Raw genomic sequence first — 15,034 nt, 5'->3', positions numbered from 1 at the left:
CTACGATCATGTCCGTGGAAGCCCTCGCCCGCGACTTCCAGGAGCTGCTCCGGCTCCTCGCCGAGCACGACGTCAGGTTCCTGATCGTCGGTGGCTACGCCGTGGCGGCCCACGGGCACCCTCGCTACACCAAGGACCTGGACATCTGGGTCGAGCCGACCCCGGACAACGCCGCCCGACTCGTCGCGGCCCTCGAGGCGTTCGGCTTCGCCAGCCTCGGGCTGACCGCGGCCGACTTCGAGGCGCTCGGCGTCGTCGTGCAGCTCGGCCGCGAGCCCGGGCGGGTCGACCTGCTGACCAGCGTCACCGGGCTCACCTTCGTCGACGCGTATCCCGCCCGCATCATCGCGACCTTCGGTGGCACGCCGGTGCCGATCCTCGATCGCGCGTCGCTCATCGCCAACAAGCGCGCCTCGGGCCGGCCCCAGGACCTCGCCGACGTCGCGAAGCTCGAGCGAGGTCCGCGGTGACGGTCCGCACGATCGCGCCGGTCGTCCAGCGCAAGCGCCTCGACGACGATGACGACAGCGACTCGCTGGCGTACTGGCTGGCCCAGCCGCTCGAGGCGCGGATCTTGGAAGTGGAGGCGCTGCGGCGCATGTGGATCGAGCGCCTCGGCGATCCCGATCGACCGATGGAGCGCGTGGTGGTGCGACGGCGCCTGGGCGATGAAGGCTAGGCGTCCGCCCGGGACACGACCGGCCCGTGATCCGGGCGAGGAAGCTCCGCCGCCTGTACCCGGTCACGATCGTCCTGCCCGCCGTCGCCGGGGTCGTTGCCGGCCTCCGCCGCCTCGTCGTCCGCCAGCTCCGGCTCGTCGTCATCGTCGTCGTCGGGCTCGCCCTTCACCCGCGGCACCAGGAAGCCGTACAGGTAGCGCTTCGACGGCGCCAGGTCCCAGACCTCCAGCGCCGCCGGATCGTCGGGGAAGAACGGCCCGATCAGATCGGCGCGCAGCGCCTCCACCAGGTGTCGCCGCACCGCCGCGCTGGTGCCGAACCTCGCCGTCTCCGTCGATGCGCTCATCGTCGTCGCCGGTAGTATCGCGAAATCTGGGCCCACGGGGCGGCCGGGCGCCGCGGGATCGCGCGATCAGGCGTGCCAGGACCTCCTGCTCGCCGACGTCGCAGCGCCGTGGGGCGCTGACGATCGGCCGGCGGCCGCGCGTCAGCGCGTGCTAGCCTGACCGCATGGTCGCGCCGGTTCGACGCCGAGCCAGCTACGACGATCTGCAGGCGGTGCCGCCGCATCAGGTCGGCGAGCTCATCGATGGCGAGCTGCACGTCTCGCCGCGGCCGGCCAAGCCGCATGCCGCGGCGATCGCCGCGCTCAACGACGAGCTCGGCCCGCCGTTTCGCCGCGGTCGCGGTGGCCCCGGTGGCTGGATCATCCTCGACGAGCCCGAGCTGCACGTCGGCGGCGACGTCCTGGTGCCCGATCTGGCCGGGTGGCGCCGGGCCCGCCTGCCGGTGCTGGCGAACGACGCGCCGTACTTCACGCTCGCCCCGGACTGGGTGTGCGAGGTGCTGTCGCCGTCCACCGCCGCGACCGACCGGGCGCAGAAGCTGCCGATCTACGCCCGCGAAGGTGTGCCGCACGTCTGGCTGGTCGATCCGCTCCAGCGCACGCTCGAGGTGCTGCGCCGCGAGGGCGCGCAGTGGCTGATCGTCGCCGTCCACCGCGGCGACGCGACGGTCCGCGCCGAGCCGTTCGACGCCATCGAGCTCACGCTCGCGAGCCTGTGGGCCGACGTCGTGCTGTGACGCCGGTGGGGCGCTTGCGCGGCGCCGCCGCGTCCTCGAGCCACGCGAGCTCGGCGCGCCAGCGCTCGCGGAGCGCGTGCTCGGCGGTGAACAGCGCCCGGGTCTTGGCCAGCTCCAGCGTGTAGGGGCTGCCGACGCGCCGGACCGTCGCGCGGATCGGCAGCTCGTGGCTGGCGATGGTGTGCGCGACGTGCGATCGCCCGGCCTCGGCCAGGGGCCAGGCGCGCGTGGTCTGGTCGCGCGCGGCGGCGAACCCGCGCAGCGTCGGGCACAGCGCGCACGCGCAGCGGATCGGCGCGGTGATCGACCAGTCGTCGCTGGGCCGCGCGGGCGCCGCGAGCCGACGCCGCAGCTCGTCGGCGCACGCCACCGCGAGCGCGGCCAGCCCGGGATCGCGGCGTAGCCCGGCGGGCTTCGCCTGGCCGGCGCGCACGACCGCGACCGCCGCGGTGATCGGGTAGCCGGTGTCGGGCGCGAGGTCCGCGAGCAGCGCGGCCGCCAGCGCCGCGTCGTCGCCCAGCCGGGCGGCCGCGAGCAGCGCCGCGATCGTCGGCGCCAGCTCCTCGAGCGCCGCGGCGATCACCCGCGGTGTCGGGCCCGCCTGGATCCGCGCGAGGTGCTCGCGCAGCCGCGACCACTCGTCGCGGGCGAGCGCGCCGACCCACGCGCCGCCGACGGGCCCGGCCGTCGCGGCGACCCGGGCCAAGAGCGGCGGCGCCTGCGCCAGGACCGCGGTCCGCGCCTCGATCCGATCGCGCGCCGCCCAGCGCGCGACCTGCGCGGCCAGCCACGCCGCGCCGTGGCGCGCGACGATCTCGCCGATCGCCGGCGCGCTGGCCAGCCGGAGACACCCGTGCTCGAGCGGGGCCACGAGCGCCGCCGCGCGGTCGGCGTCGTCGAGCCGCGCCGCCACGGCGAGGGCGCGCTCGCCGATCCGCCGCGTCTCGTTGCTGGTGGTGGTCCCCGCCGCCGTCCGCGCGCTGTTCGCGACCGACCGCACGGTGTGGTCCCAGAACGGCCGCAGCTCGTCGATCCGCGCGCACGCCTCGGCCTGCTTGCCGCGGCGCACCAGCGCGCCGATCGCGGCCAGCGCCGCCGCTGGCCGCGCCCTGGCCAGCAGCACGAACTCTCGGCTGCGCGGCCAGACGACGATCGCGGCGCGGTGGTACCAGCGCTCGACCGAGTTGCCGGCGTTGCCGGTGTAGCCCTCGTGCTCCGATCGATACGGGGTCAGCTCGAGCGACGGCCGGGTCTCGCACAGCTCGTCACCCTCGACCGCGGCCGCGACGCCGCGGACCGGCCGACCGTCGCCGTCGATCGCGTGGTGCAGCTCGAGGTCCGAGCTGCACAGGTCGACCAGCGTGTGGCCGTCGACCCGCAGCTGGTCGTCGGCGGGCGCCTCGTCGTCGAGGTCGACGTCGTCCCAGCGCCGCGATCGCGACCGCCAGTACTCGTCCTCGCACGACCACACCTCGTGGACGTCGGCCAGCCCCAGCGCGATCGCGCAGTCGCGCCGCGTCGCGACCGCGCGCAGGAGCGCCGCGCGCCGGGCGTCGGCGGCCTTGAGATCGGCCCAGGCGAGCCCGGCAGCGGTGTACTGGTGGTCGAGCAGGTAGACCAGCCGATCCGGCGGGCCGAGGCTGGCCGCGCCCCACCGCGCGGGCCGCGGGGTCGCGAAGTGCGCGGCGAGCGCGGCGTCGAGGCGTGCGATCACGTCGCCGACGTCGGCGGCGTCGGCCTCGCCGACGGCGATCAGGTTGAACGTCAGCGCGGCGCGATAGCCGGCGGTCACCGGCCGCACCTCGTGGTGGCAGTCGGCGTAGAACGCCACGAACGTCGGCGCGCTCGGCGAGCCGCGGTAGCGCCGGGTCTCGCCGCCGTGGCGGATGACCAGGCCGCCGCCGCGCGACTCGGACGGCAACAGCACCACCAGCGTGCCGATCATCCGCGGCGCCTTCTCCGAGTCCTGGTGGACCGCGAAGTGCTGTCCGGGCTCGTAGACCAGCAGGTTGTGCAGCTCGGCCGCGAGCGCCAGGCCCGGCGCCAGGTCCAGCTCGCGCGCGACTTTCGCGAGCTGCGCGGCCAGCGCCGGCTGCCAGCGCTCGGGGGCGATCGTGATCGCGCTGGCGGGCAGCTCCCAGGTGTCGCGCACCGCCGGGTCGAGCAGCGTCTGCTCGCGGCGCCCGTAGCGCGCCGGCGTCGCCGCGGCGATCAGCCGCCGCGCGGCCGCCGCGGTGAGCGGCAGCGCCACCGGCCCGACGCCAGCGACGGTGATGTGCAGGTCGGCCGCGGCGCCGGTCCGCCGGGCCGCGAACGCCCCGGGGCGCGCGACGGAGCCGAGCACGTCGGCGATCTGATGCAGCGGCGGGGCGGCGGGCGTGGCGGTCATGACGGGGAGGCGATCGACGCTGCCACGAGGGGGTGACGGAGGGGAGCGGAGGGCTACCCAGGAACCCGTTGGCGCCCCCCGGCCCGCCGGTACGCTCAGACGATGAAGGCCCTGCGCGTGCGCGTCGAGTACGGACGGATCGTCGGCGAGGCACCGGCCGGGATGCCCGACGGCGAGTTCGAGGTGTGTCTCGCCGACGACGACGACGAGATGAGCGACGCGGAGGCCCTGAACGAGGCGCTACGGCGCGGCTTCGCGGCCATCAGCGCCGGCCGCTTTCGTCCTGCCGCCGACGTGATCGCGGAGCTGCGCGCCCGGTGAGATGATGACGGTGGTGGTGGTGGTGGTGGTGAACGCGGAGCACGGGCGCGCACCGGCGACGCCTCGATAGGCGCCGAGTTCGGGCAGCCAGCGCCGCCAGTCGTCGCGCGGGCCGCGCGGCGGCCCGGGCGGCAACGGCGTCCGGATCGGCCCGCCGTCCTCGCTGCGCTTCGACGCCGGCCGCGACGCGACCTCGCGGCCGTGCGCCGAATAGCCGTCACCGTCCGGCATCGCACGTCTGCTTTCATGGACACGCGGCCGCCCGCGATCCAGCCGACTGGACGCGAGGCTCGCCGCGCCACCAGCAGGGGCGCGCCGGTCGCCGGTCCGCGAGTTGCAGTCGCGACCCGGCATGCGAACGCCCCCCGCGTGGCTCGATCGACGCACGCACATCTGCGCCATCGGGCACGGCTGGCGTCTCGCGCTGCTGTTCGCGCTGTCCGCCTGGGCGTGCAGCGGCCACAAGGACCAGGACGAGCCACCGCCGCCCTGCGTCCCGTCGTGCTTCGGCTGCGGCACCGGCGATGGCTGCGGCGGCATCTGCGGCTGTCCCGGCGGCCAGGAGTGCGTCGGGTTCTCCTGTCAGCCGCGCTGCCCGGCTGGGCGTTGCGGCAGCGTCTGCTCGCCGTGCGCGGACGGCGCGTGCCCCGCGCGCGATGATCGGATGCACTGCGGGGCCTTGGGCAGCGGCGTCAACATCACTGTCAACGGCGTCCCGATCGTGACCGCCGGGTACGGCACTTGCGACACCTGCGGCGCAGCCGAGGTCTGCGCGAACGGCGGCTGCACCGGCTGTCCCGCCGGGACGAATGTCTGTGGCAACGCCTGCGCGCCCCCGTCGAACGAGCAGTGCGGCGCGGGCTGCCGGGGCTGTCCGCCCGACGCGGAGTGCGTCGACAACCAGTGCACGTGCGATGACCCAGCGAAGATCGACTGCGGACAATGCGTCGTCCCCAACACCGTCGACCACTGCGGCCCTGCATGCACGACGTGCCGCCGCCCGGGGGAGGCGTGCATCGACGGCGCCTGCGCGTGCCCGCCTGGGACGATCCCGTGCGGCGACGCGTGCGTGACGCCCGACACGAACGAGCACTGTGGCTCGTGCGCCAAGACGTGCCCGGCGGACACGACGTGCGACCTCGACGTCGCGACGCTGTGCGTTTGTACGAAGGCGGGCTACTCGTTCTGCGACGGCCGCTGCGCCGACATCCGCACGGACAACCAGAACTGCGGCGCCTGCGGGACCGAGTGCGAGAGCGGCACGACCTGCCGGCGCGGCCGGTGCGTGAACGATCCCCCTGGATGCGCGGGCACCTGCACGGCGGACAAGCCGTGCTGCCGCAAGACCGGCATGTGCATGCGACGCGCCGACTGCGACCGCGCACCGGATTGACGAGTCGGGCGGCGCTCGCCGCTGCCCCCAGCCAGCCCGCTCCCACGCGGCGCCAAGGAGAGACATGCTGCCCCCCTCACGCTCGTCGAACGTTGTCGAACATCTCGAGCTCGCCGACCTCGGCCTGCTGGCAACCGCCGCGCCCGAGCTGGCCGGTTGCATCGCCGCGCTGCGCTCGCTGGGCGACCTGACGTTCCCGGTCCGCACACGCGGGGTGCTGTGCGCCGCGCTGTTTCGCGACGCCCACGGAGACGACGCCATCTTCGCGGGGCACGGCCTCCGCTTCACGCGCGCGGAGCTCGAGGCCGTGCTGCCAGACGAGCTGTTCCCGATGGAGACGCTGCACGACCTCGCCCTGCGCGCGTTCACGGGCGTCGCGGCGGCCCACGCGCGACACCGCGCCGAACGGTGGGCCGCGCTGGCGGTCCCGACCGAGGGCCACACGGTCGGGGCCGCGCCGCCGCCGGCAGGTCCGCCATCGGCCAACGCCGCCATCGGCGGCGCGTACTGCCCGGCGCATACCTGGACGAAGGTGCTCTACGCCTCCGCGCTGCTGGGCAGCTACGTCGCATGGTTCTCGTTCCCGGGCGTCAGCGTGCGATGGCGCCGCTACTCGGTCTTCCCGCCTTGGTACACGGAGGGGACCTACACGACGGGCGACCCGTTCCAGTTCAAGGCGCAGCTGGTCTGCGATCCGTACGTCGACTTCTGGTTCAACGCCGATCGCAACGTCGGCGTCTCGTGGGTTCCCGACGGCGAGATCAAGACGTGCGTCCCGAAGCAACGCCTCTGATCTGAGGCGCTCACCACCAAAGGAGATCTCCGTGTTTCATCAAGCTAGCGGTTCCCCTCTCTCGTCGACGGCGGCGGATGGATCATCGTGCCCGGGCTCGGCCCCGTCTGGGTGCCGCCGTGGCGCCCGGACCAGTTCGGCGCAGCAGGGCGCCTCACCCAGCTGCTCGCGGCGGTCGGCGCGGCGCTCGATCGCATGCCGTCCGAGCTGGCGATCATCCAGCAGCACGCGCGCGACCTCATCAAGGAGTCGGGGACGGCGAAGCGCGGCGCCGACGCGCACCTCGGGCTGACGCAAGGTCTGCTGCAGCGCACCGAGGCCCGCCGGGCGATCGAGCGGGTGGCGTCCCAGGTTCTGCCGCCGACCGCCGCGGGCGTGTCCCCCTGGCGGATGGACCCGAACCCGGACGAGGAGAACGAGGGGGGCGGCGCGAATCCAGCGGCGACGATCGGCTCGATCGTCGCGTTCGTGGTCATCGCGATCATCCTCGGCGGCATCTTCGGGTAGGTGGCTGCCGTCGCGGCGCGCTGAGCCCGCCCCCGAGCGCGCGCTCTCGACCTACCGCGCCGAGGGCGTCGACGTCGAGGCGCGTGGAGCGGACGGCAGCGCGGCCAGGCGGGCGAGCGTGTCGGGCTCGGCGAAGGTGTCCAGTGGGCGGGACACGCGCGCCGTCGCCGTCGTCCCGAGTGGACACCGGACCCGCGCCAGCACGGCGCCGGGAACGTCGGGATCATGGCGCACAGGTTCCAGCGTAAGTGCGCCATGGACGTCGATCGCGCACGCCGCCCCCGCCCGACGCGAGCCCGGAGTCACCGGAGTCACCCGATTGGGGTGATTGCGGGAAGTCGCGCAGTCGGGCAGCGTGAAGGCGTCGAGTCGCAGCGCATCGGGGGGTGCCTGCGCGCAGGGTCGCGTCTCGAAACACGGGCGACGGTGCCTTGGGCGCGTCGCTGATGGAGAAGGCACATGAAGACTCTCGCGGCCATCGCACTCGTGACGTTGTGCGGCTGCTGGCAGCCGGCGGCAACCCAGTACGCACTGCACGTCCATCCACAGGACCCGGCGCGCAACGAGCTCTGCTATCGCCAGGTCAGCGACGAGGCGGTCCCTGCCACCGTCGCGAAGAAGCCCACGCAGGACACGCAGGACACGCAGGCCAAGCAGGACAAGCCAGCGGACGCGACCGCCGACGACCGCGCCCCCGGGACGGGGGCGACCAACGACTGGTCCTGTGGCGCCGCCGCCGCGCAGCCGCTCCACGTACCGTCGACGATGACCGTCTACCTCCACGACGTGAAGAGCGGCGACGAGTACGATCTCCGAGTCTCGGAGTTCTCCCGTGAGGCCTCGCCCGAGCAGGTCAAGGCGCTGTTCGCGCAGGTCCTCACGCGCGCCGCGAACCTGGCCAAGCTCAGCGCCTCGGGCAAGGCCGGCTCGGCGTTCGCGGACATCCTGGACACCGCCGCCACGCAGGTGGGCGAGCGCGCCCCCGAGATCGCGGCGGCGCTCGCCGATCGCCTGGTCCCTGCGGCGGACGCGCCGGCGCGCCCCGGCAACGACGTCCTCTTCGCGCGACACCTCAGGCCCGGCGGGGGCCTGGTGGCGGCCTCGTCGTTCACGACCGATCTGACGCCGACGCGCGAGCCGAGCATCGGACGCCCGCCGCCGCGCCTGATCGAGTTCACGCCCAGCGTGCTCGACTACCTGCGCGCCAAGGCGGCGGACGACGCGGCGATCGCGCGGCACGTCGTCGACTGGTGCGACGGCGCCTCGTTCGACAACGCGCCGATCGCCTCGAAGAAGTGGGCCGAGGCGTTCGCGCCGGCGAACCTCGACATGCCGAAGCTCATGGCGAGGCTCGACGTCACCTCGACCGACATCGCGACGTACCTGCTCGGCAAGAAGGAGAAGACGCTCTTCCAGGAGCGTACCGGCGCGCTGCTCGATGAGATCACCAAGAAGGGATTCGCGACCGCGTCGCTCGAGGCGCGCACGTTCTACGCCATGGTCTGGGCGCACAACATCCGCAAGGACGCGACGCGGTGCCAGCGCAACCTGCAGATCGCCACCGAGCTCGTCACCGACGCGACGCTGCGCGCGTCGCTCGAGGCCGCGCGCGCCAGCCTCACCAAGCTCACCGACGCGGCGCGCCCGTTCGACGAGGGCTTCGCCCAGTTCGCGCCCGCCTTCGAAGCAGCGTTGACGACCGTCAACACGCGGACGCTCCTGGACGGCAGCTTCAGCTTCGGCGTGATGACGCTGCACCCCGGCACCATCGACCTCGGGGTCGGGACGGTCGCCAAGGGGGGGAGCCGCAACGAGGTCGCGTCCTACAAGTTCCCGATCAAGGGCATCGAGCGGCTCGCGGTGTTCGTCGGGCCGGTCGCCACCGGCTGCCTCTGGGGCTGCATGGATCGCGTGGTCGAGTCGACGACGCCGGCCGCCGGGACGACGCCGGCGTCGCGCAAGCTGGTGGGCGAGTCGACCTCGTACGACTTCGGGCTGGGGACCGCGCTGCACATCACGGCGAACTCGTGGATCGACTGGGGCCTCGGGGCGGTGGTGGGCTATCCGTTCAGCGCCCCGGCGGGCTCGTCGAACAACATCCTGACCGGGCTGGGCCTGCGCCACTCGTCGGGGCTGGAGCTGGTGGCGGGGCTCCACTGGTTCCAGATCGGCGTGCCGAAGATCCCGGAGGGGCAGTCGAAGTTCCAGCCGATCGACCTCGGGCTCCCCAGCAACGCCGCGCTGACGGTCGACGACGTGTCGACCCAGAAGGTCCAGGTCGGCGCGTTCCTGATGCTCGGCTTCGCGCCGGGCGTGCTCTGATCGTTCGACCGCTCGCGCAGGAGGCTCCGATGGTGAAGTGCCCTGGTGTCGTGATGGGAAAGCACGCGGTCGTCCCGCAGCCGCCGGCCGACGTGCAGGTCGGCGAGCAGGGGACCTGCAATCGCTGCGGGTGCCGGTACGCGGTGGTCGCGGTGAATCCGACGGTGCTCGGCCCGGGCTACGACGAGTACGTGCGGCAGCTGCAGGAGCAGCTGGAGTCGTTGCGGCGAGGGCTGCGGGATGTGGTCGAGCAGCATGCGGTCGAGCAGGACGCGGCCGAGCAGGACGGGGAGGCGGAGGCGGACGAGTGATGCAGCGGCCGTGCACGACAAGCACCGCCTTCAAATGACGCTGAACACGGAGGAGATGAGCGCGACATCTTGCGACATCGACAGCCCTAGCAATGCTCTGCCTGACTGCGCCACGCGCGCACGCACAATGCCCTGCACTCCCCTGGCACTCCCGCGTCACCAGGCGCGCCCGGCGCGCCCGGCGGACAGGTGTGCGTTGCCTGGGTGGTCGTATTGGCTGGAGAAACCCGTCTGACGCTTCTTAGCGGCGCCGCACCGCCGCCAAGAATCCAGTAGAGGTTAGTACTCCGCCCGCCTGCGCCAGCGCCGCCTGCCCCGCCCTGAAGCGTGACGGTCAGCTTGGTGAGATCGGGCAAAGCGGGATCGCCGCGGCGTGGGCGGGGCCGAGGACGACCGGCGCTGGACGGGGCCGGGCGGCGCTGCTACACGGTGCGTGGGCGTGCGGCGGCGGCGGGGTGGTCTCGACCGATCGCGACGCGCGTGCGGGTGAGGAGACGAGGGAGGGTGCGATGAGCGCGAAGTGGATGCTGGTGGCGGCGATGGTGGTGAGCGGGTGCGGCGGCGACGGCGACTCGCCGGTCGAGCAGTGCGACGCGCTGCTGGAGGTCGTGTGCGACCGCGCGGCCGAGTGTGTCAGCGGCGTGGTCGCGGACGAGTGCGTGCAGGAGCTGCAGGCGCAGATCCCGTGCGGCGCGGTCGAGCGGGTGGGGCCGCGCTACGGGCGGTGCATGCAGCAGCTCCGCGAGTTCAGCTGCGCGGTGCTGTTCCCGGTCGATCTGGGCACCGGCGCCGACGCGCTGGAGTCGCCGGTCGAGTGCGACGACGTATTCCAGGCGGGCTCGGGCGGGCACGGCGGGACCGCGGTGCCGTCGGGCGGAGCCGCCCGCGCGCCGCTGGCGAGCGCGGCGGCGACGGTGGGCGAACCGGAGCGGTGACGCCGTGCCGTCGCCCCGCGCGGCGCCGTGACCGCGCACCCGATCGGGTCGGCCGAGGCCCTGACGCCGCCACGCTCGGCCCCGAGCCGCGGCGCCCGGCTCCGATCCGCGCGATGCTCGCGTCATGTCCGAGCGCCCTGGCGTGGAGTTCCGGCCGGTCAGCCGATCGTGCACGACGATGGCCGAGATGATGATCCCGGCCTACGCCAACTTCGGCGGCAAGATCCACGGCGGCATCATCCTGGGGTTGATGGACAAGGTCGCGTACGCCTGCGCGGCCAAGCACGCCGGGCGCTACTGCGTGACGGTCAGCGTCGACGGCGTCGACTTCCGGGCGCCGGTCGAGGTCGGCGAGCTGGTGTCCTTGCGCGCGTCGGTCAACTACGTCGGGCGGACCTCGATGGTGATCGGCATCCACGTCGACGCCGAGGACGTCGCGACCGGCGTCATCCGTCACACCAACACCTCGTACTTCACGATGGTGGCGAAGGACGGCGACGGCCGGCCGGCGGAGGTGCCGGGGCTCGAGCTCGAGACCCGCGACGATCTGCGCCGGTTCCTCGAGGCCATCAAGCGCCGCGAGCTGCGCGCGCGCTACCTCGACGAGCTCGACAACACCCGCATGGCGCTGACGGTCGCGGCCGAGCTGCCACGCCTGGCCACCGAGCGCTGCCGCCTGGTCGACGGCCTGGCGCCGTAGCGGCGCGCCCCCACGCTGGACGACCGCGGCCGCGCCGGGTCACGCGGGCGCGAGGTCGACCATCAGCTCGCTGGCGAGGGCCTCGAGCTGCGCGCGCAGGTCGCTCAGGCCGAGCTGGGAGGGCACCCACAGCCGGGCGTTGGCGACGAACATCGCCTCGCCCGACATCGGCGCGCTCGCGACGCCGGACTCGATCTGCTCGACGTTGACCCCGAGGCCGGCCAGGATCCGCGAGACGTCGCGGACGATGCCGGGCCGATCGGTGCCGGTGAGCTCGAGGTGGACGCGGGTGCCGTCGGGCACGGCGCTGGCGGCGTCGTCGGCCGCGGCGACGGTCACCTGCAGGCCGACCTGGTCGAGCGCCCGCAGCGCGGCGACGAGCTCGTCGGTGCGATCGGGCTCGATCGAGACCTGGAGGATGCCCGCGAACTGGCCGGCGAGCCGGGCCATCCGGCTGTCCTCCCAGTTGCCGCCGGCGGTCGCGATGGCCGCGGCCAGGGACTCGACCAGGCCCGTGCGGTCGGGGCCGAGCGCGGTCAGGACGAAGGTCTTGCGCATGCCCGGACCTTCGCACGCGTCGCCGCCGATGACCACGGCTGGCGGTGCGGCGGACGGTCACCCGTTCGGGTGACCCACGGTCAGGCCGCGCGCGGCCGCCACAGCGCGACGGCGTTGACGGTGAACGCGATCGTGGTGACGGCCATCGCCACGTAGCGGGCGCCGGGCCAGATCAGCGCGGCGACGAACGCGAGCGCGCTCACCGCCAGGGTCGGCCAGATGCCGGCGTCGATGCCGATCACCACCGAGGTCAGGGTCAGGGCCCAGACCAGCAGCATCAGCACCTCGACCGCGCCCAGCGGGATGCCGAGGCGTTCGCCGGCCGCGAACAGCCCGATCTGGGCCACGAACATGCACAGGGTCGTCGCGACCACGCGCTGGTTCACCCGGGTCTTCATCGTCGACTCGCGCGCCCACAACGCGAGCGCGGCGACCAGCACGAGGATGCCCGCCGAGTAGAGCGCGCCACCGCGGTGCGTGTGCATCGGCACGTCGCCGTCGGCCACGGCCATGGCCACGGTGGCCGAGATGAACACCACGCCCAGCACCCCGCTGATGAACATGCGCGTGCGCGTGCCGATGGCGCGATCGTGCAGGCGGCTGAACTCCTCGAGCGCGGCCTGGCGGCGCTCGGCCTCGGCCAGCGCGGCCCGGGCCCGGGCGAGCAGCTCGACCGGCGGCGCGGGCAGCTCGGCCAGGAGCGCCAGCGCCGCGCGTGGATCGCCGGCGGCCAGCTCGAACTCGGCGACCGCCGCGGTGGCGCGCTCGACGCCGTCGGTCGCCTCGGCGTTGTCGGGCCAGGCGACGAGCGCCTCGTGGAACCCGAACCGGCACGCGCCGAGCAGGCGGTGGACCCGCTCGCGCTGCCCGGCCAGGTCGCCGGCGGTGCGGCCGACCTCGTCGGTCAGCTCGTCGAGCTGGCGGTGGGCCAGCGCGGTCAGCCGGGCGGCGCCGCGGTGGCGCAGGAACGCGATCAGCGCGCGCTGCAGCTCGTCGATGCTGGGGTAGCGATCGGCCGGATCGGGGGCCATCGCGCGGGCGCAGATCTGGGCCAGCGCGGTCGGCGCGTCGTCGGGCAGGGTCGGCCGCGACGACAGCACGCTGGCGATCACCTCGGCCGCGGAGTCGCCCGCGTGGGGCGGCGCGCCGGTGACCAGCTCGAACAGCACCGCGCCCGCCAGGTAGACGTCGGTGCGCTCGGTCAGCGGCCCGCCGTGCTCGGGGCCGAGCATCTCGGGCGCCATGTAGCACGGGGTCCCGGCCAGCGCGGTGGCGTCGGCGGCGCGCGGCAGCCGACCGCCCCGGTCGTCGCCGACGGTGACCGCCAGGCCCCAGTCGAGCAGGTACACCTCGCCGAACTCGCCGATCATCACGTTCGACGGCTTCAGGTCGCGGTGGACGATCCCGCGGCTGTGCGCGAACCGGAGCGCGTGCAGCACCGCGATCAAGATCTCGAGGTTCCACTGCAGCAGATCGGTGGCGCCGAACCGCGCGGCCACCGCGTCGGCGTCGTCGCACAGCTCGCTCCAGTCGACACCCTCGATGCGCTTCATCACGATCGCGGGCAGGCCGTCGTCGTCGCGATGGATCGTGTGGACCGGGACGATGCTGGGGTGCTCGAGCGCGCCGGTCACCCAGGCCTCGCGCAGCAGATCGAGCGCGGCGGTCGGATCGCGGCGGCCGGGCTTGAGGGTCTTGACCGCGACCGTCCGGCCCAGCGCCAGCTGCTCGGCCACGCGCACGACGCCCATCCCGCCCTCGCCGATCGTCGTGCCGTGGCCGAGGAGGCCGTCGGTGGCGGCGTCGCCGGCGAGCTGGGTCAGGAGCGCCTCGGCGGTCGCGGCGCTGCCGGTCGTGCGCACCAGCGTCGGCAGGATCGTCGAGCGCGGGTCGGCGGCGACGGTGTCGTCCTGGCCGCGGGCCGCGGGCTCGAGCCACGCGGCGAGCTCACGCACCAACGTGGGATCGAGGGGCCGGTCCGGATCGCTCACCGCGGCGAGTGTAGCGGAACCGGTGCGGGCGTCGCGGGCCCGGTCACGGCTCGGTGCCACCCCAGAGCTGGTCCGGCGGTGTCAGCGGCAGCGACGCGTCCCAGTCGGTGACCGCGGCGTCGCACGCGCGCTTGATCGTGGCGAGATCGAGCGGCTGCTGCTTGGCTCGCCGCGAGGTCACCAGCTCGACGCCGGCGTGGGCGAGCCGCGCGCGATCGACGCGGGTGCCGTGGTGCATGACGCTCTTGAACTTGAGATCGGCGTAGGCCTGGAGCGCGCCGACGACGCCCTTGTGGACCTGCTCCATGATCCACCCGCTGGGCTGGGTCATCGCGACGAAGGCCGAGCCCATGCAGTCGGCCGCCAGCTCGGTCCGCCGCATGCTCTTGTCGCCCTCGAACGGGTTGCCGTACCAGTACTGGAGCTGGTGCGCGAACTCGTGCGCGAACACGACGACGACGCTGTACATGCTGCGCTCGGCGTCGGGCACGAGCTCGTTGATCTGGATGATCGCCGCCGGCTCGAACGCGATGAAGCCGTTGGACGTCGACAGCGCGACCCCGACCCCGGTCGCGGGCACGACGCAGACGTGGTGGCCGTCGATGTCGCTGCCGCCGGCGTCCCGCAGCGCGGTCATGATCGGCGTGAGATCGCCGACGACGCCGTCGGCCATGGCGCCGACCGTGACGTCGGTGTCGTCGATCGTGAGGTCGCGATCGAGCACGCGCGCGCTCCCGAGGCCGAGCGCCGCCGCGGTCGCGTCCCAGCTCGCGAGGTCGCAGCGCGCGGCGTCGTGGATGGTGTAGGCGCCGAACACGAGGTCGCCGGCGGCGAACTTCTCGGCCGGGGACGTGCCGGGCGTCGTCGGCGGCGGCGCGGCCGGGTCCGGCGTCGGCTCGGCGCGGGTGACCAGCGCGGTCCGGACCGGCGCGGGCGGCGGGGCTGGGGGCCCGGGACACCCCACGCTCACGGCGGCGAGCACGAACGCGAAGCGCGGTAGCTGCATCGCCCCAGCGTAGACCGCCGCTGCGGCCGCCGCCTAGTACCTCGC

16 protein-coding genes are annotated in these 15,034 nt (G+C 73.9%); 11 read left to right on the top strand and 5 right to left on the bottom strand.

All coding sequences use genetic code 11. The features are described from left to right. The first annotated feature begins 8 nt into the window (after window positions 1–8). Window positions 9–470 carry a hypothetical protein gene (locus IPL61_37595; GenBank protein MBK9036908.1) on the top strand — a complete coding sequence of 154 codons (462 nt, stop codon included), beginning with the start codon at window positions 9–11 and terminating at the stop codon, window positions 468–470. Then, entirely contained in the window at window positions 467–679 is a 213-nt protein-coding gene (locus IPL61_37590; GenBank protein MBK9036907.1) for a hypothetical protein, read from the top strand. The genes IPL61_37595 and IPL61_37590 overlap by 4 nt, the downstream gene beginning before the upstream one ends. Here IPL61_37590 and IPL61_37585 read toward each other — a convergent pair. Next, a complete protein-coding gene (locus IPL61_37585) occupies window positions 676–1,062 on the bottom strand; it encodes a hypothetical protein (GenBank protein MBK9036906.1) in 387 nt (128 codons plus the stop codon). The two genes, IPL61_37590 and IPL61_37585, sit on opposite strands and share 4 nt — an antisense overlap. A gap of 128 nt (window positions 1,063–1,190) precedes the next feature. Between IPL61_37585 and IPL61_37580 the strand changes: the two genes are divergently transcribed. Next, window positions 1,191–1,763, top strand: coding sequence for a Uma2 family endonuclease (locus IPL61_37580; protein MBK9036905.1), 573 nt, complete (start codon window positions 1,191–1,193; stop codon window positions 1,761–1,763). Here the strand turns inward: IPL61_37580 and IPL61_37575 are convergent. Further along, window positions 1,726–4,152 (bottom strand): 2OG-Fe(II) oxygenase, encoded by a 2,427-nt coding sequence (locus tag IPL61_37575; protein ID MBK9036904.1) that lies wholly within the window; start codon window positions 4,150–4,152, stop codon window positions 1,726–1,728. The two genes, IPL61_37580 and IPL61_37575, sit on opposite strands and share 38 nt — an antisense overlap. A 102-nt stretch (window positions 4,153–4,254) precedes the next feature. Here IPL61_37575 and IPL61_37570 point away from each other — a divergent pair, with 102 nt between their 5' ends. From IPL61_37570 to IPL61_37535, 8 genes are all read left to right on the top strand, one after another. Further along, window positions 4,255–4,473 carry a hypothetical protein gene (locus tag IPL61_37570; protein MBK9036903.1) on the top strand — a complete coding sequence of 73 codons (219 nt, stop codon included), beginning with the start codon at window positions 4,255–4,257 and terminating at the stop codon, window positions 4,471–4,473. A 352-nt stretch (window positions 4,474–4,825) separates the two neighbouring features. Next, entirely contained in the window at window positions 4,826–5,866 is a 1,041-nt protein-coding gene (locus tag IPL61_37565; protein MBK9036902.1) for a hypothetical protein, read from the top strand. A gap of 64 nt (window positions 5,867–5,930) precedes the next feature. After that, the gene (locus IPL61_37560; GenBank protein ID MBK9036901.1) at window positions 5,931–6,659 is read left to right on the top strand and encodes a hypothetical protein; all 729 of its coding nucleotides are present in this window, start codon (window positions 5,931–5,933) and stop codon (window positions 6,657–6,659) included. 87 nt (window positions 6,660–6,746) lie between these two features. Beyond that, window positions 6,747–7,166: a hypothetical protein gene (locus IPL61_37555; protein ID MBK9036900.1), complete on the top strand. Its 420-nt coding sequence runs from the start codon at window positions 6,747–6,749 to the stop codon at window positions 7,164–7,166. Window positions 7,167–7,625: 459 nt separating this feature from the next. After that, entirely contained in the window at window positions 7,626–9,488 is a 1,863-nt protein-coding gene (locus tag IPL61_37550) for a hypothetical protein (protein MBK9036899.1), read from the top strand. A gap of 29 nt (window positions 9,489–9,517) precedes the next feature. After that, window positions 9,518–9,799 carry a hypothetical protein gene (locus tag IPL61_37545; protein MBK9036898.1) on the top strand — a complete coding sequence of 94 codons (282 nt, stop codon included), beginning with the start codon at window positions 9,518–9,520 and terminating at the stop codon, window positions 9,797–9,799. 509 nt (window positions 9,800–10,308) lie between these two features. Then, window positions 10,309–10,734: a hypothetical protein gene (locus IPL61_37540; protein ID MBK9036897.1), complete on the top strand. Its 426-nt coding sequence runs from the start codon at window positions 10,309–10,311 to the stop codon at window positions 10,732–10,734. 190 nt (window positions 10,735–10,924) lie between these two features. Beyond that, entirely contained in the window at window positions 10,925–11,434 is a 510-nt protein-coding gene (locus IPL61_37535) for an acyl-CoA thioesterase (GenBank protein ID MBK9036896.1), read from the top strand. Between the two features lie 39 nt (window positions 11,435–11,473). Here IPL61_37535 and IPL61_37530 read toward each other — a convergent pair whose 3' ends face one another. The 3 genes from IPL61_37530 to IPL61_37520 form a co-directional block, all read right to left on the bottom strand. Beyond that, window positions 11,474–11,992, bottom strand: a complete 519-nt coding sequence (locus IPL61_37530; GenBank protein ID MBK9036895.1) for an ACT domain-containing protein — start codon at window positions 11,990–11,992, stop codon at window positions 11,474–11,476. Window positions 11,993–12,072: 80 nt separating this feature from the next. Further along, window positions 12,073–13,983 carry a serine/threonine protein kinase gene (locus IPL61_37525; GenBank protein ID MBK9036894.1) on the bottom strand — a complete coding sequence of 637 codons (1,911 nt, stop codon included), beginning with the start codon at window positions 13,981–13,983 and terminating at the stop codon, window positions 12,073–12,075. A 43-nt stretch (window positions 13,984–14,026) separates the two neighbouring features. Beyond that, the gene (locus IPL61_37520; protein MBK9036893.1) at window positions 14,027–14,989 is read right to left on the bottom strand and encodes a hypothetical protein; all 963 of its coding nucleotides are present in this window, start codon (window positions 14,987–14,989) and stop codon (window positions 14,027–14,029) included. Window positions 14,990–15,034: the final 45 nt, after the last annotated feature.

Source organism: Myxococcales bacterium (assembly GCA_016717005.1).
In the GTDB taxonomy this organism is placed as follows: Bacteria; Myxococcota_A; Polyangia; order Haliangiales; family Haliangiaceae; genus UBA2376.
Note: the sequence above shows the minus strand (reverse complement) of the source record. Positions and strands in the feature narration are given on the sequence as shown.

Coding starts and splice junctions, on each gene's coding strand:
- IPL61_37575 (MBK9036904.1), bottom strand. CDS start 4,152: ATGACCGCCACGCCCGCCGCCCCGCCGCTGCATCAGATCGCCGACGTG.
- IPL61_37570 (MBK9036903.1), top strand. CDS start 4,255: ATGAAGGCCCTGCGCGTGCGCGTCGAGTACGGACGGATCGTCGGCGAG.
- IPL61_37520 (MBK9036893.1), bottom strand. CDS start 14,989: ATGCAGCTACCGCGCTTCGCGTTCGTGCTCGCCGCCGTGAGCGTGGGG.
- IPL61_37550 (MBK9036899.1), top strand. CDS start 7,626: ATGAAGACTCTCGCGGCCATCGCACTCGTGACGTTGTGCGGCTGCTGG.
- IPL61_37595 (MBK9036908.1), top strand. CDS start 9: ATGTCCGTGGAAGCCCTCGCCCGCGACTTCCAGGAGCTGCTCCGGCTC.
- IPL61_37545 (MBK9036898.1), top strand. CDS start 9,518: ATGGTGAAGTGCCCTGGTGTCGTGATGGGAAAGCACGCGGTCGTCCCG.
- IPL61_37560 (MBK9036901.1), top strand. CDS start 5,931: ATGCTGCCCCCCTCACGCTCGTCGAACGTTGTCGAACATCTCGAGCTC.
- IPL61_37580 (MBK9036905.1), top strand. CDS start 1,191: ATGGTCGCGCCGGTTCGACGCCGAGCCAGCTACGACGATCTGCAGGCG.
- IPL61_37535 (MBK9036896.1), top strand. CDS start 10,925: ATGATCCCGGCCTACGCCAACTTCGGCGGCAAGATCCACGGCGGCATC.
- IPL61_37530 (MBK9036895.1), bottom strand. CDS start 11,992: ATGCGCAAGACCTTCGTCCTGACCGCGCTCGGCCCCGACCGCACGGGC.
- IPL61_37540 (MBK9036897.1), top strand. CDS start 10,309: ATGAGCGCGAAGTGGATGCTGGTGGCGGCGATGGTGGTGAGCGGGTGC.
- IPL61_37565 (MBK9036902.1), top strand. CDS start 4,826: ATGCGAACGCCCCCCGCGTGGCTCGATCGACGCACGCACATCTGCGCC.